19 protein-coding genes are annotated in these 20,606 nt (G+C 39.2%); 10 read left to right on the plus strand and 9 right to left on the minus strand.

The genetic code is table 11. From position 1 onward, the window contains the following. Positions 1-623: 623 nt before the first annotated feature. Genes R2Q70_RS19775 through R2Q70_RS19785 form a run of 3 tightly spaced genes read right to left on the minus strand, consistent with a single transcriptional unit; the run spans position 624 to position 2,655 of the window. Entirely contained in the window at positions 624-2,018 is a 1,395-nt protein-coding gene (locus R2Q70_RS19775; protein ID WP_316809276.1) for a YihY/virulence factor BrkB family protein, read from the minus strand. Next, a complete protein-coding gene (locus R2Q70_RS19780; protein WP_316809277.1) occupies positions 1,990-2,367 on the minus strand; it encodes a hypothetical protein in 378 nt (125 codons plus the stop codon). Before R2Q70_RS19780 ends, R2Q70_RS19775 begins: the two co-directional genes overlap by 29 nt. 9 nt (positions 2,368-2,376) lie before the next feature. Further along, positions 2,377-2,655, minus strand: a complete 279-nt coding sequence (locus R2Q70_RS19785; protein ID WP_316809278.1) for a YtxH domain-containing protein — start codon at positions 2,653-2,655, stop codon at positions 2,377-2,379. Positions 2,656-3,328: 673 nt separating this feature from the next. On the opposite strand from R2Q70_RS19785, the gene R2Q70_RS19790 reads away from it, so the two are divergent. After that, positions 3,329-3,784 carry a GNAT family N-acetyltransferase gene (locus R2Q70_RS19790; protein ID WP_316809279.1) on the plus strand — a complete coding sequence of 152 codons (456 nt, stop codon included), beginning with the start codon at positions 3,329-3,331 and terminating at the stop codon, positions 3,782-3,784. A gap of 1,008 nt (positions 3,785-4,792) precedes the next feature. Here R2Q70_RS19790 and R2Q70_RS19795 read toward each other — a convergent pair. The 5 genes from R2Q70_RS19795 to R2Q70_RS19810 form a co-directional block, all read right to left on the minus strand. Beyond that, positions 4,793-5,107 (minus strand): hypothetical protein, encoded by a 315-nt coding sequence (locus R2Q70_RS19795; protein WP_316809280.1) that lies wholly within the window; start codon positions 5,105-5,107, stop codon positions 4,793-4,795. A gap of 241 nt (positions 5,108-5,348) precedes the next feature. Next, positions 5,349-5,867: a CinA family protein gene (locus R2Q70_RS19800; protein ID WP_316809281.1), complete on the minus strand. Its 519-nt coding sequence runs from the start codon at positions 5,865-5,867 to the stop codon at positions 5,349-5,351. A gap of 22 nt (positions 5,868-5,889) precedes the next feature. Continuing rightward, positions 5,890-6,069 (minus strand): hypothetical protein, encoded by a 180-nt coding sequence (locus R2Q70_RS19805; RefSeq protein ID WP_316809282.1) that lies wholly within the window; start codon positions 6,067-6,069, stop codon positions 5,890-5,892. A gap of 74 nt (positions 6,070-6,143) precedes the next feature. After that, entirely contained in the window at positions 6,144-6,302 is a 159-nt protein-coding gene (locus R2Q70_RS21935; protein ID WP_410478391.1) for a hypothetical protein, read from the minus strand. Between the two features lie 35 nt (positions 6,303-6,337). Continuing rightward, complete coding sequence (locus R2Q70_RS19810; protein WP_316809283.1) at positions 6,338-6,664, minus strand: hypothetical protein; 327 nt, start codon at positions 6,662-6,664, stop codon at positions 6,338-6,340. Between the two features lie 1,298 nt (positions 6,665-7,962). Here R2Q70_RS19810 and R2Q70_RS19815 point away from each other — a divergent pair. The 4 genes from R2Q70_RS19815 (at position 7,963) to R2Q70_RS19830 (ending at position 11,068) form a co-directional block, all read left to right on the plus strand. Beyond that, on the plus strand, positions 7,963-8,439 hold the full coding sequence (locus R2Q70_RS19815; RefSeq protein ID WP_316809284.1) for a hypothetical protein: 477 nt from the start codon (positions 7,963-7,965) through the stop codon (positions 8,437-8,439). 1,359 nt (positions 8,440-9,798) lie between these two features. Continuing rightward, entirely contained in the window at positions 9,799-10,320 is a 522-nt protein-coding gene (locus tag R2Q70_RS19820; protein WP_316809285.1) for a hypothetical protein, read from the plus strand. Between the two features lie 19 nt (positions 10,321-10,339). Then, the gene (locus R2Q70_RS19825; protein WP_316809286.1) at positions 10,340-10,486 is read left to right on the plus strand and encodes a hypothetical protein; all 147 of its coding nucleotides are present in this window, start codon (positions 10,340-10,342) and stop codon (positions 10,484-10,486) included. Between the two features lie 357 nt (positions 10,487-10,843). Next, entirely contained in the window at positions 10,844-11,068 is a 225-nt protein-coding gene (locus R2Q70_RS19830; RefSeq protein WP_316809287.1) for a hypothetical protein, read from the plus strand. Positions 11,069-11,130: 62 nt separating this feature from the next. On the opposite strand, the gene R2Q70_RS19835 is transcribed toward R2Q70_RS19830, so the two are convergent. After that, a complete protein-coding gene (locus R2Q70_RS19835; protein WP_316809288.1) occupies positions 11,131-12,279 on the minus strand; it encodes a glycosyltransferase family 2 protein in 1,149 nt (382 codons plus the stop codon). A gap of 233 nt (positions 12,280-12,512) precedes the next feature. Between R2Q70_RS19835 and R2Q70_RS19840 the strand changes: the two genes are divergently transcribed. The 5 genes from R2Q70_RS19840 (at position 12,513) to R2Q70_RS19860 (ending at position 20,604) form a co-directional block, all read left to right on the plus strand. Continuing rightward, positions 12,513-13,325, plus strand: a complete 813-nt coding sequence (locus R2Q70_RS19840) for an AraC family transcriptional regulator (protein ID WP_316809289.1) — start codon at positions 12,513-12,515, stop codon at positions 13,323-13,325. A 28-nt stretch (positions 13,326-13,353) separates the two neighbouring features. Next, the gene (locus R2Q70_RS19845; RefSeq protein ID WP_316809290.1) at positions 13,354-14,514 is read left to right on the plus strand and encodes an NAD(P)/FAD-dependent oxidoreductase; all 1,161 of its coding nucleotides are present in this window, start codon (positions 13,354-13,356) and stop codon (positions 14,512-14,514) included. Positions 14,515-14,905: 391 nt separating this feature from the next. Then, positions 14,906-15,388 carry a hypothetical protein gene (locus R2Q70_RS19850; protein ID WP_316809291.1) on the plus strand — a complete coding sequence of 161 codons (483 nt, stop codon included), beginning with the start codon at positions 14,906-14,908 and terminating at the stop codon, positions 15,386-15,388. A 426-nt stretch (positions 15,389-15,814) separates the two neighbouring features. Further along, complete coding sequence (locus tag R2Q70_RS19855) at positions 15,815-16,213, plus strand: hypothetical protein (protein ID WP_316809292.1); 399 nt, start codon at positions 15,815-15,817, stop codon at positions 16,211-16,213. Between the two features lie 62 nt (positions 16,214-16,275). Beyond that, positions 16,276-20,604 (plus strand): CusA/CzcA family heavy metal efflux RND transporter, encoded by a 4,329-nt coding sequence (locus R2Q70_RS19860; protein ID WP_316809293.1) that lies wholly within the window; start codon positions 16,276-16,278, stop codon positions 20,602-20,604. Positions 20,605-20,606 lie beyond the last annotated feature (2 nt).

The raw sequence follows: 20,606 nt of genomic DNA on the forward strand, positions 1-20,606 counted from the left end.
AAATCTCCTTGGTTATGCAGTTACTAAGTCTATCAATAACTAAGAAACGAATAAACAGTGGGTGAAAATAGTTATTTTCAATCATTGCTTTGTTTCAGGTAATAGCAAAACTCCATGTAATTTTTCTGGCCTATACTATCTCTTTTCTATGCCTAAAGTTTGATGACTACCCATACGATTCTTCAAGCTAGTAAGATGGCGGCTTATTGCGAAGATATTTACTTATATGAAGTTTGATTTTATTAATGGGAATTTTTAATATTGCGTAGACAATGGTGTCTTGAGAATCAATGGATGACGATTCTCATCTTTCGCGAGGAAAGCTTATCCCCTGTTATTGATATGGCAGGGGAAATTTAATACCATTTACTAAATCAAAAATAGCGAATCATTTTTCTGTAACCAACCGATTAATGAAAGGAAAAATCTAAAATATAAGAAATTTGTTTGTCTGGGATTACAAACGCGAAGTCATTGATACTTTTGGCTTGTCTCAGGATGACACCGATTTAACAGATGCGTGTATGATATAAGCTGCGCTTTCCGGGGATAGCGCTGGTGTCATAAATAGTAAGATATTGGTTGCATGGGCCGAGGGAAGAGCTCAATCGCCATCACGTTTTTTATTGGCGGTCAACCTGCTGTAACGACCTGTTCGCCTGTTCAACTTCTACTTCCTTAATGGTCACGGCATAATGGTTGGGATGAATCTCCGAGCCATAGGCAATCGCGTAAGACCTGGTAAATTCTGCCCCAAAATATAATATCATAGAGGAATAGTAGGTCCACAGTAAAAGTACGATGAGTGATCCTGCAGCGCCATAAGTCCCTCCAATATCACTTTTCGATATGTATACGGATATGGCAAACTTTCCTATCATAAACAACACGGCTGTTACTATCGCCCCTGATATAACATCCCGCCATTTGATATTGGCATCGGGTAGGACTTTAAAGATTACGCCGAAGATTGAGGAGATTACAGTCAAGGTGATCGCTGTATTCAGGACATAAAAAACAATTACAGACACATCATCAAAACGACTTTGCAGTCTGTCGCTAAACCCATCAAGTACAGCTGTTATAGCCAGGGAAACAAGAAGTAAAAATCCAAGTGAAACGATCACGGAAAAGGACAGGAAGCGGTTCTGTAACATTTTCAGCCATCCTTTCTTAGGTTTTGGCTTTATCCCCCAGATGGTATTGATGGAATCCTGAATGTCTGCGAAAATACTTGTGGCTCCAATGAGTAGGGTTCCAAGACCTATAATAAAAGCGATCGTTCCCTTATCCCCAAGTCCAGCGCTTTTAATCGTTTCCTGCAGCTGCATCGCGGACTCTGATCCTAAAAAACTTTTTAGCTGATCAAATACTTTTCCCTCCGCGGCCTCTTTTTCCATGAATATTCCGCAAAGCGCGATAATGACAACCAGTAGCGGCCCCATGGAGAAAACAGTGTAGTAAGCGAGTGAACCACTCATTTTGGTCACCTTGTGATCACCAAAACCAGTGAAAGAAGTTTTCAATACGGCCCATATTCCTTTTAAGGTGATTTTTTCTTTTTTAGTAGAATTTTTTACCTGGGAAACTTCCGCGCCAGCAGGTTGCTCAAGTGTTTTGAAGTAGGGCTTTGACGCAGGAATAGCTGGCTTCTGATTAACATCATCGCTATCGCGGCCAGTAGTTTTAGTTTTAAGTGTTGTTCTGATTAGTTTTTTTGCGGCCAGCGTCAGTAACCATCTACTGATAAAGCCGGTTTTTTTAAGTACCGTATTTTGAAGCAACGAAGCGGCAAGATCTGGGATAAGCTTCCCTCTAGGGTCTTTCAACTGATCGATCCTTTTATCCAGACCAGTTTTCAAAACTTCCTTCCCGAATTCAATCGGATGATGCTTGGTCAGGCTTATCACACCATACTTTATTTCTGATGCACCTGAAGCGATATCATCTTCAAGCGCAACGTTGTACTCCTCAAGTTCTTCTAATGTTTTAAAGTTCTTTACTTTTAAGCTCATCATCAAAATATTTATGCATAAGTTTTCTGATAGAAATATTGATCAACATTTTCTCAATAAATGAGATTCTTTTGGAAAATACGACAGTGGCGATGATCAGATAGAAGATGGTAAGTCCCCCAAACCCCGCTGTATAACTATTGAACAAATCTGAAAATAAAAAGCCCAATGTTATTGTGCCAAAGAGGAAGGCAAGCAGGATACATACCGACATGATAATATTGGTTACCAGATTAGCCGCCAGTTTGGACACGAAGATGAGCGAACGGTATTGCAATAATTCCAGCCGTTGCTCAATATTTAGCTTCCCATTCTCTAAAAGCGCTGAAATTTGTTCGGATAAACCTGTCATAAGTGAGAATTATGCGTCAGCTATTTTTTTATTAAACTCCTTTTGTGTTTCTTCCTTCAGGTCAAAACCCTTGTTTTCGATTTCGCGTGACACATTTTCTCTGGTAGCGGCCAGTGTATCGATTCCTTGCATAGCGCTATCCATGATCTTTTCCTTCAGATCGTTCAGTGCACGCGACAGACGATCCTGCGTTTCTCCGCCTTCATCGGGAGCAAATAACATTCCAAGGGCAGCACCCGCTGCAAGTCCTGCAATGATGGCGACGACTATATTTGAGTTATTGTTCATTTTAAGGTGATTTGTTTACTGCACAACCTTAAGTCCGCGGATTTGTTTTTATTTTATCGTAATTATCCAAGCTAAATTCAAAACACGTTTTACAATAACTGAAGCAGATACAATCCTTAAATGCTGATAAAACCGTATGAATTTTAGGTAAACGAAACAGTTCATTTCTTAAGCGGTCAAATATTCTTAAAGACTATGTAAATCTGATATAGTTATTTAGGCAACATTGCTATTATAACAAAAAGCCTGAGCATTGCCGTAACTCTTTTTTCGATACGTGACTAGTTTATGCCTGTCATGAGGAAAAATAGTGCCCATTTCTACCTCCTAATCAATCTTTTTAAGTTTCCCAAGCCTATTGATACAGCTATATTAATGTCCGACCATTTTCATCCTATCCCCAAACTAAAAACGGAACAGCAACCTTGATCATTTTGATTCTGAGTTGTCTTAAATGGAAATTATATTTTGAAACGTTTTGATTGCTTTTATTACCAAAAAATCGAAAAATGGATTTCGTTTTATAAAGTAATGGTATCAAATGTTTCGTTTACCATGTTCTGGATTCGATCAAAAATTAGGCATCAACGACCGGAATGTATAAAATCCAGTATAAATCCTCAAAACTTTATCAATCAAAAACTAGTTGTTTGCATTGAATTTATATACTATCATGGCCACGATCTTTCCGAATACAGATTACCAATATAAATTGAACATCGATCTCAATGAAGTTGACTGGCAACGCATTTTATATCTATTTAAAGCTGTTGAATGGAAGCACAGGAAAGCTGTTGAGATTGAAAACGCATTCAGAAATAGTACAGCCACTATTTTTATTTATCATAAAGGGCTAATTATTGCTTTCGGCCGCGTGGTGGGGGATGGCAGATACTATGCGATGTTGGCCGATATTGTTGTCGATCCGGATTACCAGGGTCAAGGACTTGGTAAATATTTGGTTCAGGCGCTTAATGATCAGTTAGTGGATTATCATTTTGTTAACCTTACCGCCGCTCCTGGTGCTGACAGATTTTATAAAAGCATTGGCTGGAAAAAGCAAACGACCTCATATATTTGGCCACAAGGACCTAAGCAGCTGCGGCAACATTGTGAGGTAGACAAATAACCATCGCAAATGTATCTCTCCGAGGTAAAAGTAAAAGAGTATTCATTAGAGGCTGTCCGGGGATATGCGATTTTAACCTATGAAATTCCTGCTACTATCATTACAAATATCCAAGGACACATGGGTCGGATTTATGAAAATCTTCATGCCACGCTTAAGGATGTAGGGAAAGTCTTTGCTTCAAAACTACTGACTTACTAAGACAGATGGGTATGTATTGAATTAGAGTTAGATATACCTTGGGATAAAGGTAAGTAAATGGCCGTAGGATGTATAATGGGTTTTGTTTTGGTGCAAATGAAATCCTAAAAACGCTATTCGATGTGCCACAATTCTAGCTATCCAGCTTTCTCACCAAGAGCTAGATGAACTGATAACTGGATTTATTGAAAAGGAGGGATGAGGGAAGAATGTTATCTCACGGCGCATTTTCAATATTAAAGGACCGAGAAGAGGCTAGTGAGGGTATTTGATCGTTGATGAACCAATATTTTCATGAACGTGTACCAGGAAAGTTGATTTCGGGCATGTGCTTTCAATTGATCTAATAGAGGATATTAGATTTTAACCCTTTTGATTTGTTAAATTATCCTATTAAACTCAAGGCTTTGAGCTTGTGTAGACAGAGGTGTTAAAGTTCAAACTTCTTGAATTATTATATGGCAAAAAATTGGCACTCAATGCCCAATTTTTTACAACAGTCCGTTGAGACCATTTTTCGGTACAGGTATAGACAGCCCTTTTATCTCACCTTTAATTATGGGCTTCGTGTTTGTCAACCTTCGCATTATCGCGGTCTTACTTTGGTTGCCGGCAGGTATTACTCCAATTAGGGAGTGAACCTTCATCGCGTATTCTGGGTCTGAATTGCCTTTGGATACTATATCCAATTTAACTGATCTCTTCATCATATTCATTCTCCTTTCTTTCTTACAACCTTACTTTTTCACAAAGGTTTTGTTCATTTTCCATTTATAGTTTCCTTATGAAAAAATGGAATTTAATTTTTTACTTTCTATTATCTTTTAGAGCATATTTTCTACAATCGTCTTTTTTAGTTTCTTTACCCTTCATTCGTTTCTTTAGATAAGCTATAATCAACCAATAACTAAATAATACAATGGCATAAATGAATATTGATGGCTTAATGGCTGATGGTCCCTGGTAATCATAACTCATGAGGCTAAAGCAAAGAGCTACCACCAATGCAAATTGAACGAAATTTAAATCACTCAAAGATTTAACCTTAGCGAGGTGTAAAAACCATTTCAAAAAGATATACATTAATACTAGCCTGCTAAATATTTCAATACATATGCTCATCTTTATTTTATTTTAATTTATCAAATGTATGGGATATAAAATATCCACTTATTAGTAGCGGGATAGAGGTAAGTTGATCGCCCGGTTTGCCATCTACGTATTTAACTTATCTTAATGAAGGGTAATTCGATAGTTTCCACCTGGAACATCTTTTTCTTGTAAACACCCTATGGTGCGATACGTTATATTTTGGAAGACCATAGTTATCATTTAAAATCATTTTTAGTTTAGGGCCTGTATTTTATTTTATGTTTGAATGGTTTCTTGAACTCATCTTATCCAACTTTTGCAAATAGGAAAGTAGCAATTTCCCACAGGCATCAACCGTAGATTCAACAATCTGTTTTTTACTTCCGGTGAATCTGAAACGTTCTGAAAATATCGTTGTACTTCCCCGTTGACCATATAGGAACATAGTACCAACTGGTTTTTCTTTGGTTTCGCTTCCCCCCGGGCAGGTAAGCCCAGTTACCCCAATATGTATGTCTGCAGGAATCATTTGACTGGCACCTTTGGTAATCGCTCTGGTCACCTCAAACGATTCAGGGGTGAATGTCTCAATCAATTCATGGTCGACTTTTAAAAGATCTTCCTTTACGCTCGCGTCATAACACACGATTCCGCCTTTTAAAAATGTGCCAGCGTTCTCAATCATTGCAAAATCAGTGCTCAGCCGGCCACCAGTCGCGCTTTCGGCAAATGCGATACTGAGCTTTTTTTCGATCAGAAGTCTACCTATCTTATTTAAATTTTTGCTCATTATTTATTTAAAACTAATCAGTTCAGATGCCCCGGATAAGGGGACTTTCCTCATCTTGTTTATTTTCTTCAGTCTGAGTGTTAACAAATTTAATATTTGCTTTCTTGGCGTTTAGGCTGGCCTTGCCACCAATGCCTCGATAATCTGGCTCTGGTTCCTGTGCGTCGGTAGTAGCCTGTTTTTTTTTGGTTAACTTATCCATGATTTAAAATTAATATGAATTAGCAATTAAAAATTCTAGAAAAAACATCCTTGCTCTTAACAGGAGGAACTACGCTAAATTTTAGCCAATATCGACTGACTCCTTTCGGTATGTTCCTGGATTGTTGCCAACGCTAAGTTCGCTACATTCTTTACATGCTTATGACTACTGGCGGACAGGAGTGCAGACACAGATTCCTTCAGTAACAGGTGTGTATCAACCTGGGCTTGCATGTATGCTTTGTCAAAAGCCGGACCGTTCGATGACTCTAGCTTATAAGTAAACTTTTTGTTTGCTCATTTAACGCAGGGGTTATATCGCCTAGGTCTTTTAGGATTTTACCCATTACTTCCTGTTCAGCGGCCTCAAACTTCGCGAACATGTTCACTTCAGCATTTGATGCTTTGTTTAGCGCCAGCCTACTCGTTTGAAGGGATGTTGTTCCCAATGCAGCAATTTTTGCCTGTAAAGTGCTATCTGTAGTTTGAGCCATTATAGCAATAGGGTTTAGAATTGTTTCGGCAAAACCGCCTCCAGCGGCAATCAATAGTTTGCTTTTAATAGTGGTTGAAAGAAACGCCCTGCGCGGGTTCATGTTTGTTGATTTCATAGTCTTGGTGATGTTTTATTTTCGATCGTTCATTTCCGACTTTCTCAAATACTACGTTTTAAATGCTAATTGTTTTTTGGGCACTGGACTATTGTCTGCAATTTTGTTAAAGTAGTCCTTCAATACCTGTGCGGGGTTGTACTAATTGTTCCACTTTGTGCTTGCCACCAAACAGCATGGTTAGTAACATCATTAGTAGCAATCTTTTTCTTTCATCTGTGAGTTGCTAACCAATTAAACAACACACCTTGTTGGAGCATAGTTTGCCGGATAAATACGGGTTTTATTGCGAAAAACCTCAAAATTTATTTCGGTACAGGATTGCTTTATTATATTTAAGTTGGATAACTTATGTGTTGGGTGTCATTACGCACGTCCGAACAAGTATATATACCCCTTATTTTTACATTTTTCAGTATTTGCAAAACAACTAGTTATACGATTTCAACGCGATCAGTGGTTTGAAAGAAAACGGTAGATTTTCTCCCTTGCGGACTTTGCCAAGGAATTGATATACAGATGTTGATCGTCTCTTCCCGACACCGCTTTTGTAATTATTTCTAATCCTAATTATTAAAACCTATTATAAAATTGGGTGTTAACAGGTAGGGCCTATTGAATAGAAATTTCTCAACGGGTCTAATGAGTTATCTTTTGGAATTATTTTTTGCAGGTGGCATTGCTATTATAGTTGTTTCAATTTTATTGATCTATGGACGTAAAAAAATTAAAGAAAGATTTGACTCAACAAGTCCGTACTACCGTGACGGCCAACCTATAGAAAGATTTTTTTTTAAAAAAACCTCTGATAAACAGCTTATTGAGTAATGGTGGGTTTCAGTGGAGATTGCTAAGTTGGTCATAAGGAAAGTAAATATGCGGGTTGGTTAGGCAGCATGAAGTTATAAAGTACCCAGTGGACTGCAAATGATGGGCTCGAATTTTTCATTTCAGATATCGAGAAGGAGTTACCTAATGTTCACTTATTAAATGGCCTTTAGGCGACATTGACGGGTAGCTATCCTGAGGTACTCCAGACCGAGTTGGAAAAGTTCTGAGACGTTACAAACACTTGTCGATCAGCTGACTGATCTTGGAATATTTTCGGCTTTTTTCAAAAAGATTAAGCTATAAATATGGTTAGTTTTGATGAACACGTGTGCTTGATCGTAAAAAACGCCACATGCTCATTTTGTGATTATAATTGTGAATTAGTTCAGAATTTAAAATTGCGTCGGGAATACAGGAGCAACCCGTGTTTGTTTCATAAAATTATTTATATTATGAATAAGTTAACAAAAGCTTTGGCATGTAGCCTTTCGGGAACAAGTTTAATGACTTTATCAAGTGCAATTATGTCATCGACCATAGGACAGGAGTTCAGGGAACCGGCACAACTTGGTAAACTAATGAAAAGATTGGCACCATTTATTTCAAAATCTCTTTGTAATGGCTTAGGCTGGGGCGCACATTATGCTATGGGTACGGCGTTCTCTTTAGTCTATACCTATCTATGGAGAAACAATTTTTTAAAGCCAGATGGTAAAAACGCAGCGTTTTTAGGTCTGGTTAGCGGAGTGGCCGGATCACTGATTTGGAAGGCAACCTTCAAAGTACATCCCCTAACACCTTTTATGAATTATCGCCGGTTTTATTTACAGCGGGTTCCTGCACATGTTTTATTTGCCATTGGGGTAGCCCTAGCGTATCATTTTGTTAAAGACAAAGGTAGGAAACCCGCAAAACATAACCATAGCTAGCGATACCAGGCTCAAACAGAACGGTGTTTGTTTGTATTTTTTTAAGTCGTGTGCAGGGAGATATTACCAATCCGAGAAAATAATTCATGAAAAAATACTTAAAAAAAGATCTGCTAACATTCAGGGAGAAATAACCGATGAGCTCTAACTTTAAAAAATATTTTAAATATTAAAGGACGCGTTAGTTTCACGGCACTTTGCTGGTTCTTGAGCTGTTAATTTGTTTTGATTGCAAAATTATTAAGCTTAACTATTTCAAACATAGCCTGATTAATATCTATAGTGATTGTTTCTGGCTATCTTCCCACTCAGAGTTAGTATCCTTAAATTGAATAGGAACTACATTGTCCTCGAAAAGAGGTTTTCTGTCAAACTCACTGCACACATCATCATTTTTGGTAGCAGCTGATCAGCTTTTTACGCCAATTATCTGGCTGACTTGATCATTTGTAGCTGACACAGATTTGCCTGGAAACGTGAATTTACAGACTATGCTGTAATTGGTAAATGGAAAAGCAGGTACTATCCGCAAGCTTTATGGCTGATCTAAAAATATTCTTTTTTCATGGTTTACTTTTCAAACAATTCAGGGCCTATTCCCAAAAGATCTTCCTTAACGAAGGCATCATACAAACACTATCTCCTTTAAAAAAGACTTCTGCATTCTCAGTCATGGAGAAGTCTGCGCTTAGTCTTATCCCAGTTGCACTTTCAGCAAAGGCAATTGACAATTAAATAAAAAGATTCGTTTAACCTATAGCGATGAAAGGTGGACTCAATTGATCTTGTCGTATATACGCGCTGCGGGGATTTAGGTTCATAGTTTTCACACTATCAATGTTTATGCTTGTTACTATCGCCTTTAGGTTGGCAATTTAATAAAATAATAATTTTGTTTACTCAATGGTTGCGGGTAGCTACGTACTTTAATCTCAGAAGTTACCGGAGGATTGCTGGAAAGGCATTAGCAATTATAAAGGCTAAGGTTTAAGTAGACGTTATTCATACAAGTCACTTCAATATCGTACGTATATATACTGCTTATTCTAACCTTTCTAGTATTTTGCAAACTTATTGAGGTGCATGTTAGTTTCATAAAATCAGTGGTTTTATGAAACTGCAGATATTTATGTACTCGCTTACGTGATCGATCAACAGATGAAAAGTCAGAATTATTTTGCCCCACTGTTATCACGATGGCACTTATGGGTTGTTTCAATATAATCCAGAAAAAGGAAACCATTAAAAAGATTTGGATGATACTGTAAAAAAAGATTCCATTCAGGGCCAAAATAAGTGAACCCGGGAGGCACCGCTAGGAAATATTAATAAGATCTGTGTTTAAAAGCAGTATAGAGAATGGGAGCGATATTCTATAATAGGATTATTTCACTAAAGGTAGGTATCCTTTGCGTATTGTGTATTTGTGCTTGCCATAAAGAAGATGCTGACAATTACGCCTACCTACCTCAGGATTTCATGGTCAATGTATTCCAGGAGCAGACCTATCAAATGGCTTTGGCCGAACGTCTGGCCAAAAATCTCTCAAGCCAAAAAATAGAACAAATGGTTAATGCTAGAAGAAAGTTTTCAGCAGACTATATTTTAGAGCTAAACAGTTTAAAACTTTCCAGTCCTCCCTTGCAAGTGTCGCTTTCAGCTCAGCAAGCTAAAGCATTACAGGTAATAGATCAGAAGTCCGGAACTAGAGATGAAGTGGGGCTACTAAAGGCGCTAATAGACTCCGATCAGGTTATGATTGCTTTGCATGTGAAAGCTGCTTCCAGCAGCGGTGTTTCTGATGGAATGGTACGAAACTGGGCTGAGCAGAAATTACCTGCTTTGAGAGAAAACTTAAAGGAAACTCAAAATTTGAAATAGTTTGGAAATCCGAAGAAAATTGCAACACTTAAAAAAAAAGAAAACACTTGGATATGCCAACTACGGTTTTAAAGGATCTTTCGGAATAATGGTGATCAATGAAAGTTGGACGATGCTTATGATTGATGTTGGTCGTAAATACAAACGTCGCCCTAACCTGATGTAGAATGAATGCTCAAATCACTTACAATTAAGGAAATGATGTGTTCTACTTAACGCAAATAAGTTTTCCTGATTTACCTTGGTTTACAGAATTATTGGACAATATCTTAGTAATACCAAAGGAGCAGGATCTTGTGTCTGACATTTATAGGCCATTGGCATACAATTTCAATACCATTCGTTCATATGACTAGAAGTTGAAGGAATGTTATTATATATTTTGAAGTCTGGTTTGGCTAATAGGTTTTAAGTAGGTTACATGGCAAGTGCGCGATACAATGAAACTGAGCTGATACATCCAGATGCCTGTATCTTAGAAATTGAAACGGTCAGATAGGATCAAAGCTATAAATTAAGAAAAATGAAAACCTATTGTATTGGTATAATCGGTTACGGCGGGTTTGGTAAATTTCTTCACCACTGGTTTAATAAGATAAATTTTTTTAAAGTCTTTGCCATTGCGGAAACTGGCAACGTTCTCATGGACTACCAGGGGTTAAGGGTTTATTATGATTGGAAAGACCTGATCAATGATACCGAAATTGATACTGTCAGCATTGGAAAATTTTCTTTAGCAAACGCCTGACAATAAAAGGTTTATTGTCCATTATTAAAAAAAGGTTTGGTAAATCATACAATTATTAAAAATCAATTGGGCAACTCTAATTCCCTAAAGTATGACCTGAATGATTGAATAGCTTCATCGATTGGTTGTTTTCCATACTTTACTGGATTTTGGTGGCTAATCTGTGTTTCTGTCCACTCCCATAGCGATTCGAAATATTCACCCAATATAATTTTATCTATCAATTTGGTAAGGTCGATGCTTAATTCATCTGCCAATTGTTGGAGGGTGGGTTGATAATGACTTTGGAATTTTACAGCTTGCCAGATTTTCCTTAGTTTATTTTTTAACGTCAAACGGAAAATGTGTTCCTGTATGGAGTCTACTATCTGTTTTTCACCAATTGAATTCATTTCTTCCCACTTTCCAAGCTGAACCGAAAACCCATACGCCACGCGACCAACTATCCGGGCAGATGTAAATACCTTAACATTTGGCGAATGTCTGATTTTTGCATCAACTCTTTTTAATGCCTTTCGGAATTCTTCATCCTCTAGATAGGGGATTGGTGGGATCCGTCCGGCACGTTCATAACATTCACAGCTGACCGCAAGGCTTGGTCCATAGCACTGGAAATGTCTTGGCCAGGGATTAGAGGGGCAGGGATCTATTATAGATTCCAATCTGGTAACATATAATCTATAAGTAACATCCCGCAAATGATGTATTTTTGCATTGATGGGTGTGTTTTGCGGTAAAATTCGTCCACCTACAACCTCAGCGCCTTTCAAAAATTCGTCAAGGATATGTATTACCCATTTAGCATCTGCTGTAGTATCACCATCTGTTGAGACGATGATGCCCTGCTTACCCCGTACCCTCATCAACCTCCGATATGCTGCATCCATTAGTATTCTTCGGGCAGCACCCACATGGGCATCCGGAGCAGGTAGGTTAATGCATTCTAAATGAAGTTGGAATAGCGGGTATCGCTTCATGTACGCTCTGCAAAGTTGAAAACTTTCGTCCGTGCAATTGTTGGCGAGGACCAATACCTCGTACATCATAGGATCTACCGGTTGACCTGAAAAATTTATTTGAAGTCTTAATGCATCTAGCGTTTGTTCAATATTTTCCGCCTCATCTTTAACTGGAATCACAACAGTCAACAAAAGATTCTTATTGGGTGGAATGCAAAAAAGCGTCTCTGAATGTTTTAAAAGCGTCTCCATCGTAGTATTTAGTTTTTATTTAACACTGGCTTCAACGGATAAGTTTTAATTTTTCGCTCACAGGGCTACGTCCTTTATCAAATCCGTTAAATGTCATTGCGAGCAACTTCAATAATTTGACTACAGCCCAACGTTTTTTTAAGCTTTTCTGTCTATCATTTCTAATCTGAAAATTAAAGCGATAAAAAATGGCCCGGATTGGTTCTTTCGCTTTTTGAAAATGTTAGATTTGAATGGTATTCAAAATAAAAAGCACTTTAGTATCTGAAGACTACTCAAAACAGACCATGACCAGCGGCATCTATTATACACAAGTTAAACCCGATGAATTACTTTCAGACTTTGTGGAGAGTTTTTGGTTGCTGCGCAATGATTCGGAAAATGATAAGGAGACTGTCGGATTACCGGACGGAAGAATTGATTTATTTTTCATAAAGTCAGATGACCAACCTTTCAAAATTGTGCTTCTTGGTTTAGGTACGCAATACCATGCTGAAGGCTTAATCCCCGCTAAGAGTTTGAGATTTGCCGTAAGCTTTAAGCTGCTTGCCGTAGAATATGTTTTTCAGGAAAGCATTTCGGATATTGTCGATAACGGGAAGATATTGTCTCATGATTTTTGGGATATGAGTGCTGATGATCTCGATAGCTTTGAAAGTTTTTGCGAAAAATCATCACACAAAATAAAATCTCTTATTCCAAAAGAAATTGATCTTCGCAAAAAGAAATTATTTGATTTTATCCATGAAACGCATGGTTCTATTACCGTAAAGGAACTCTCTGAAAAAGCTGGATGGAGCAGCCGACAGATGAACCGGTATTTTAATCAGCAATTCGGCATTTCATTAAAGTTATTCTGCAATTTACTCCGCTTCCGGGCTTCGCTGGAACATATTGCAAAGGGAAAACTTTTTCCGGAGCTTAATTTCGCAGATCAAACCCATTTTATCAAAGAAATAAAAAAGTTTTCCGGGGTAGTTCCCAAAGAACTTTTTAAAAATAAAAACGACCGATTTATACTATTATCTTCCTTCAGGTCAACATAATTTTGCATCATTCAAAACGATTAAGGATATGCAAATCAATGATAAAAAAATAGCAATCATCGGCGGTGGTCCGGGTGGACTGACTTTGGCCAGGCTGTTACAGCTTAAAGGAGCTGATGTGCGGGTTTACGAAAGAGATATCAATAAGGATGCACGCGTGCAAGGCGCACCACTCGATATGCATGAAACATCTGGGATGGCAGCTTTGATCAAAGCTGGTCTGTTAGCCGAATTCAAAACTCATTTTATGCCGGGTGCAGATAAAACGTTAATTTTAAATGAACAAGCAAAGGTTTTTTTCAGTGATCATGAAAAGAATATAGAAGAAGATTTCGGTAACGAACATTTCCGTCCTGAAATTGATCGTGGTGTGTTGAGAAAAATATTGTTAGCCTCTTTGGAACCAGAAACTGTTGTCTGGAACAGTCATTTTATTACTATGGAACCGCATAAAGCAGGCTGGATGTTACATTTCAAAGACGGTGTTTCGGTTTATGCAGATCTGGTCATTGGCTCTGATGGTGCCAATTCTAAAATCCGCCCTTACCTCACAGATATCAAGCCGTTTTATTCTGGGATAACCATGCTGGAAGGTAATGTTTATGATGCTAAGAAGGCGGTTCCGCAAATGTATTCGCTAATTAACGGCGGAAAAATCATGGCTTTCGGAAACGAAAAAAATATTCTGATGGGACAGAAAGGGGGAGGTGATCTTGGATTTTATCTGAGTTTCAAAGTCGATGAAACCTGGTCAAAAGATAGCAATATTGACCTTTCAGACCGTAACGCTGTGCTGAAGTGGTTTAAAACAGAATATTCCGACTGGAGTGATGTCTGGTATGAAATATTTAAGAAAGCAGCGACTCCATTTATTCCCCGTCCGATCTATTGCGCACCATTGGCCCAAAACTGGAAAACACTTCCGAATTTGACCATCATCGGTGATGCTGCGCATGTAATGCCACCATTTGCAGGAGAAGGAGCAAATATGGCGATGCTTGACGCTCTTGAATTAAGTGAATGTCTGACTTCGGTAGGGTATAGTTCTCTACAGGAGGCTATTTCATCTTATGAAATAAAAATGTGGGAAAGGGCAGCAAATGCAGCGAGGAAATCACTGGAAAATGGTGATAAAATGCACGGTGAAAATTCATTAAACACAATGATGGGATTTTTCAACCATCATTGAGACATTGCTGTTGTTGATATAATAGATGGAAAATAGCAAAGTGAATGATACCTTCTTTATTAAGCTAATGGTCAATCGCGGATTTTTAAGGCTAAATTTAAATCGATAATTCAATATACATCCGTTTTTGCCTTTGAACATGTATTCATTTGTTAAAGTATCCAACTTTGTCTGGTTTGAATATGGATTGAAAAATCTTTTGCAGATATTAACTTAGAATTGCGCTAAGTGCCTTTTTGCCTGGACAACTGCTATGGAGGAATGCTTATCAATCAATCTTTTGTTTTGACGGTCCAGATTAGAGGCTTTTTATGATAAACTGATAAACTTATGCTTTGTTGCTTATAATCTAAAATATCTTTAAATTACTTGCATATCTAAACTCAAATTTATGGCAAAAATAACTTCAAACACAAAGCGGGTTGCAATGCTTATTTTCTTTCTAATTTCGGCTGCTGCAAATTGTCTAGCGAAAGCTACTATAAGTTATGAAAATGATTCCAGCAATGACTTCAATTATTATAATCCTTTAATACAGCAAACTGGTGATACGCTTAAAGTTGGAATGGTGCTCGAGGGCGTCAATACTGCTAAAGCAGGCAGGATTACTTTAAGCTATAAATATGATTCCTCGATAAAGAAGGCCATGCCAATGTCGAAAAGATTAATTGTAGTGAACGGGAAAGCTATGGAGCCAGGAACGATCGGAGGGCTGGAGGGATCGGATTACATGATCATATTAACTCCGGAGCAAGGCGTTAAAAAATATGGTAAAAAAGGAGAGTTTTGCGTGATTGAAGCGAACGGGCCAAAAATTACTTTGCTAAGTGTGCCATCGCCACCACCTAGCGGACCCCCGCCATCATATCAATAGTATATTAATATACGTGCGCTCAATTGTTTGCCAGAGACAGATTCGTATCCAGCATCAATTTACTTTACAGCATATCCAGGTGTTTTCACATGGATAATATATCCAATATAGCGTAATAAGCTATTATAGGATTTTTATAGAATTTACTCAAGCAATCTCTTAAGTATAGTATGATTTTTTAATAGACATGATGTAAGTGATTGTTAATTTCCGTTTTTCAGATTGCCACCTCGATGGGTTTATAAATGGCTTCTGTGTTTCGTGGGATATTTTCCACTTCTGCATAATTTGTTGGGATGAACTTACAGCTGGAAATCATTTTAAATAGCAGGATTGGTAACTAGTAAAAGATAATATTTACTGTTGTAACACAAAAGTGGGAAACGAATTTTTTGTCGTTAATACTTTTTGGCTAACTTTGGCGAATTGAAAAAGCGTATCACCTTTACTATTCTGCTATTATATTTATTTTCCGCTACAGAATTCAGGGAATTAATAAAGCTTCCTGTGCTTTTTCAACATTTTAACGAGCACAAGCAGCTCAATCAAAACCTAAGTTTTTTCGGATTCGTTTACGATCATTATAATTCTATACCACATACTGATAATGATCAGGAGCGAGATGATCAGCTACCGTTCAAAAATATTGACATGAGTAGTTTTTTAACGCCCGCAATTCCTGTATCGACTTTAAATTATTTTGAGAAGGCGGTTAGAATAATTGTCAAAAATGATCTTTTCCATTATACAGAAGGTCATATCCCAGGTCCAGATAGTGGCAAAATCTGGCAACCTCCCAAAAGCATCTTCTTGACCAAGGTTTAGGATATGCCCTCTTTTTTTTGGTCATTCCTTTTTTTAATTGAGAAAGATCATATTCATTTTTTATGCTTAATAAAATCATTGGGTTTTCTGTAAAGAATAAACTCATCGTGGCGTTGTTTACCATCGCCCTAATTATATACGGAGTTTTTGAACTCTTTAAATTACCGGTAGATGCTGTGCCGGATATCACCAATAATCAGGTTCAGATCATTACCGTGGCGCCATCTTATGGTGCAACTGATATCGAACGATTGATCACTTTTCCAGTGGAACAGGCCAGCAGCAACATTGCGGGTATCAAGGAGATCAGGAGTTATAGCCGGTTCGGTTTATCGCTGGTGACATTGGTCTTCAATGATGATGTAGATGTCTACTGGGCCAGACAGCAGGTATCAGAACGCCTGATTGTGGTACAGGAATCCATTCCTGATGGAATCGGAAAGCCAGAAATGGGTCCTATATCCACCGGATTGGGCGAAATCTATCAGTATGTCGTCAGGCCGGAAAAGGGTTACGAGGGCAAGTACGACATCACCGAACTCCGGACCATTCAGGACTGGGTCGTTCGCCGTCAGCTGCTTGGTGTAAAAGGCGTTGCGGAGGTGAGCAGTTTTGGTGGTAAACTGAAACAGTATCAGGTTGCCATTAGCCCAGGTAAGCTGCAGTCACAAGGAATTACGATCGCTGATGTTTTTAATGCACTGGAAAGTAATAACCAAAATACCGGAGGAGCCTATATTGAGAAACAATCTACAGTGCTTTACATCAGAAGTGAGGGACTCATTGGCAACAAAGAGGATATTGAAAATGTGGTAATCAGGAGCAATAAGGGTGAGGCACCGCTATTGATCAGGGACGTGGCGGAAGTGGTGATTGGTTCTGCCACGCGGTACGGGGCACTTACCTATAACGACCAAGGCGAAGTTTCGGGTGCCATCGTGATGATGCTCAAGGGAGCAAACAGTAACGTTGTGATCAAAAGCATTAAAGAAAAAATTGCAGAAATTCAGAAGACTTTACCTGAAGGTGTGGTGATCGAACCTTTTTTGGATCGCACCAATATGGTAGCCAATGCGATCAGCACAGTGCAAACTAACCTGTTGGAGGGTGCGTTAATCGTTGTTTTTGTACTCGTCTTGTTCTTGGGAAACTTCAGGGCTGGCTTGCTGGTGGCTTCTGTGATCCCGTTGTCTATGTTATTTGCAGTGATTATGATGAACCTTTTTGGTGTAAGCGGAAACCTGATGAGTCTAGGCGCACTGGATTTCGGTTTGATCGTGGATGGGGCTGTGATTATTGTGGAAGCTGTGATGCACCAGCTAAGCCACAATAATAGGTTCGCTGGCGTAACCACGCTTTCGCAAGCTGATATGGATAAAGAAGTAAAAGGTGCTTCCTCGAAGATGATGAACAGCGCTGTTTTCGGCCAGATTATCATCCTTATTATTTACCTGCCCATTTTTGCTTTGCAAGGTATTGAAGGCAAGATGTTCAAACCCATGGCGCAAACTGTTGCTTTTGCGTTGTTGGGTGCATTCATCCTATCCTTAACATACATCCCAATGTTGAGCAGTGTTTTTTTGAGTAAGAAGATTAAAACGAGGCAGAACTTTTCAGACCGGATAATGGCTAAAATTGAACGCCGATATCAAACATTGTTAACTAACGCATTGCGGATACCCAAAATCATTATTAGCGGTGTGCTTTTGCTATTCGTGATCGCGGTTTTGCTGCTCAGTGGGATGGGTGGGGAGTTTATCCCGTCCATTGAGGAGGGAGATTATGCGGTTGAAACCAGGGTATTATCGGGAAGCAGCCTGAATACAACCATGGAAAATGTACAAAAGGTTGCAGGTATTTTGAAATCACGGTTTCCGGAAGTGATTAATGTCGTGACCAAAATCGGTAGCAGTGAGGTGCCCACTGAACCCTTACCGATGGATATGGGTGATATGATTATTAATCTAAAGCCCAAATCCGAATGGACAACGGCTAAGTCTTTTGATGAACTTTCCGAGAAGATGGGTGCAGCGGCCAGCGAAGTACCGGGTGTGACCACCAGTTTTCAGTTTCCTGTGCAGATGAGGTTTAATGAACTCATGACGGGCGCCAGGCAGGATGTGGTATGCAAGATTTTTGGCGAGAACCTTGATACGCTTGGGATTTTTGCCAGACAGTTGGGGAATCTGGTCAAAACTGTAGATGGGGCTACAGAATTGTACGTGGAGCAGATTACCGGTACGCCGCAGATCGTGATTAAGTATAACCGGGCAGCCATCGCACAACATGGGTTGAACATTTCAGAAATCAACAGGAACATTAATGCGGCTTTTGCTGGTCAGAGTACAGGATTGGTATTTGAAGGGGAGAAAAAGTTTGATTTGGTAGTGCGCTTGCAGCACGATCAGCGAAAGGACATCCAGGATGTTCAGAATTTACTGATTCCAACGCCAGCTGGCATACAGATTCCCTTAAATCAGCTGGCACAAGTGGAACTGGTCGATAGTCCAAGTCAGATTCAACGTGAGGATACCCGCAGAAGGATATTGGTTGGCTTTAATGTAAACGGCAGAGATGTGGAAAGCATTGTGGAGGAACTTCAGGAGAGAGTAGCCGCTAAAATTAAATTGCCCACAGGTTATACGGTAAGCTTTGGCGGATCATTTGAAAATTTGAATGAAGCAAAGTCACGCTTATCTGTCGCTGTTCCGGTGTCATTGGTACTGATATTTTTGCTTTTATATTTTGCCTTCAACTCTGTTAAATATGGCTTACTTATCTACACCGCCATTCCGCTTTCGGCAATAGGGGGGATTTTTCTGCTCAGCATGCGGGGAATGCCTTTCAGCATCAGTGCTGGCGTTGGATTTATCGCGCTTTTTGGAATTGCCGTTCTTAACGGAATTGTACTGGTGGCAGAATTTAACCGGATCAAAAATTCGGGGGAAACTGATTTGAGAAAAATTGTAACCAAAGGTACAGTTACGCGTTTAAGGCCCGTACTGATGACCGCTTTTGTAGCCTCACTTGGTTTTTTACCAATGGCTTTGAGTAATGGAGCAGGTGCATCTGTCCAAAGGCCTTTAGCCACGGTAGTGATTGGAGGATTGATGATTGCCACGCTACTGACTTTATGTGTATTGCCTGTTCTTTATATTGCCTTTGAAAAAGGAATCAAGGCTAAAGTTGCGAAACCGGTGATGGCCACAGTTTTGGTGTTACTGGCTTTTTTGCCAGCCAGTGCTCAACGAAGAATTTCTGTTCAGGAAGCCGTGGAAACTGCCGTGGAGAATAATTTATTGATCAAAAACCGCCAACTCAGGGCAGCGCAGGCAAAAATGCTTATTACAACCGGCAGCAATCTTCCCAAAACTGTTATAGGAGCAGAATATGGAAATTTCAACAGTCCGCTTACCGATGATAAGTTCAGCGTCTCTCAAAGTTTCAGCTTACCAACGGTGTATAACAGGCAAACCAGACAGCTGAGCGAGGAGTGGAGAGCGGTTTTGATGGAGGTTGATGTGAAGGCAGCCGAGATTAAAAGAATCACCCAATCTGTGTTTTATGAATTGCTTTTGATTGATGAGAGGGGTAAGTTGCTGAAAAGGATGGACTCGGCCTATACTGCGTTTCTAAGGGTGGCTACACTGCGCCTTAAAGCAGGAGAAACAAATATGCTGGAAAGGGCATCAGCTGAAAATCAGTTGTCGCAATTAAAAATTCAGGAGAAAAACCTTGTGCATGAAAAGGAACTGCGATTACGGGAATTGATGCTCCTGATGAATACTGGCGAAATCCTCATTCCCAGTACAGAGAGGTTGAAACTAAACGTTCCAATAGCAGATAGCTCATCATTAGCATCACACCCTAATTTGAATTGGCACCGCCAGCAAGAAAAGGTCGCAGCGGCATCCGTTAAAACTGAAAGCGCAAAGCTTTTACCTGACATTTCCTTGGCCTACAACAACATGAGTCTGCGGGATGGAATCATTTACAACAGGGGGAACAGGTTTCAATCCGTTCAGCTTGGCGTTGAGATTCCGGTATTTGCGGGTGCCCAGAAGGCGAGGGTTAAATCTGCCAGAACACAACAGCTGGTTGCGAAAAACGAAACGGAATACCGGAGCAAGCAATTGCAGACCGAGTTTGAAAGTGTAATGATGCAGGTCAGGCAATATGCAGACATTGTTGAAGAGTATGAAAATACGGCATTAAAAAATGCAGTTTCAGTAACGCGAACTTTGGATAGACAGCTTAAAAACGGTGAAATCAATTATCTGGAATGGACCATCCTGAATCAACAGGCTTTACAGGTTCAGCTTGATTATTTCGATGCCTTAAAAAACATGAACAACAGCATTATTAATTTAAATTACCTTTTATCAAAATAGCA

Origin of the sequence: Pedobacter agri (genome assembly GCF_032678665.1) — a bacterium.
Taxonomy (GTDB): domain Bacteria; phylum Bacteroidota; class Bacteroidia; order Sphingobacteriales; family Sphingobacteriaceae; genus Pedobacter; species Pedobacter agri_A.

Excerpts from the sequence above, each read along its gene's own strand:
- R2Q70_RS19775 (WP_316809276.1), bottom strand. The coding sequence starts at position 2,018 with ATGATGAGCTTAAAAGTAAAGAACTTTAAAACATTAGAAGAACTTGAG.
- R2Q70_RS19780 (WP_316809277.1), bottom strand. The coding sequence starts at position 2,367 with ATGACAGGTTTATCCGAACAAATTTCAGCGCTTTTAGAGAATGGGAAG.
- R2Q70_RS19785 (WP_316809278.1), bottom strand. The coding sequence starts at position 2,655 with ATGAACAATAACTCAAATATAGTCGTCGCCATCATTGCAGGACTTGCA.
- R2Q70_RS19790 (WP_316809279.1), top strand. The coding sequence starts at position 3,329 with ATGGCCACGATCTTTCCGAATACAGATTACCAATATAAATTGAACATC.
- R2Q70_RS19795 (WP_316809280.1), bottom strand. The coding sequence starts at position 5,107 with ATGAGCATATGTATTGAAATATTTAGCAGGCTAGTATTAATGTATATC.
- R2Q70_RS19800 (WP_316809281.1), bottom strand. The coding sequence starts at position 5,867 with ATGAGCAAAAATTTAAATAAGATAGGTAGACTTCTGATCGAAAAAAAG.
- R2Q70_RS19805 (WP_316809282.1), bottom strand. The coding sequence starts at position 6,069 with ATGGATAAGTTAACCAAAAAAAAACAGGCTACTACCGACGCACAGGAA.
- R2Q70_RS21935 (WP_410478391.1), bottom strand. The coding sequence starts at position 6,302 with ATGCAAGCCCAGGTTGATACACACCTGTTACTGAAGGAATCTGTGTCT.
- R2Q70_RS19810 (WP_316809283.1), bottom strand. The coding sequence starts at position 6,664 with ATGAACCCGCGCAGGGCGTTTCTTTCAACCACTATTAAAAGCAAACTA.
- R2Q70_RS19815 (WP_316809284.1), top strand. The coding sequence starts at position 7,963 with ATGAATAAGTTAACAAAAGCTTTGGCATGTAGCCTTTCGGGAACAAGT.
- R2Q70_RS19820 (WP_316809285.1), top strand. The coding sequence starts at position 9,799 with ATGGGAGCGATATTCTATAATAGGATTATTTCACTAAAGGTAGGTATC.
- R2Q70_RS19830 (WP_316809287.1), top strand. The coding sequence starts at position 10,844 with ATGAAAACCTATTGTATTGGTATAATCGGTTACGGCGGGTTTGGTAAA.
- R2Q70_RS19835 (WP_316809288.1), bottom strand. The coding sequence starts at position 12,279 with ATGGAGACGCTTTTAAAACATTCAGAGACGCTTTTTTGCATTCCACCC.
- R2Q70_RS19840 (WP_316809289.1), top strand. The coding sequence starts at position 12,513 with ATGGTATTCAAAATAAAAAGCACTTTAGTATCTGAAGACTACTCAAAA.
- R2Q70_RS19845 (WP_316809290.1), top strand. The coding sequence starts at position 13,354 with ATGCAAATCAATGATAAAAAAATAGCAATCATCGGCGGTGGTCCGGGT.
- R2Q70_RS19850 (WP_316809291.1), top strand. The coding sequence starts at position 14,906 with ATGGCAAAAATAACTTCAAACACAAAGCGGGTTGCAATGCTTATTTTC.
- R2Q70_RS19860 (WP_316809293.1), top strand. The coding sequence starts at position 16,276 with ATGCTTAATAAAATCATTGGGTTTTCTGTAAAGAATAAACTCATCGTG.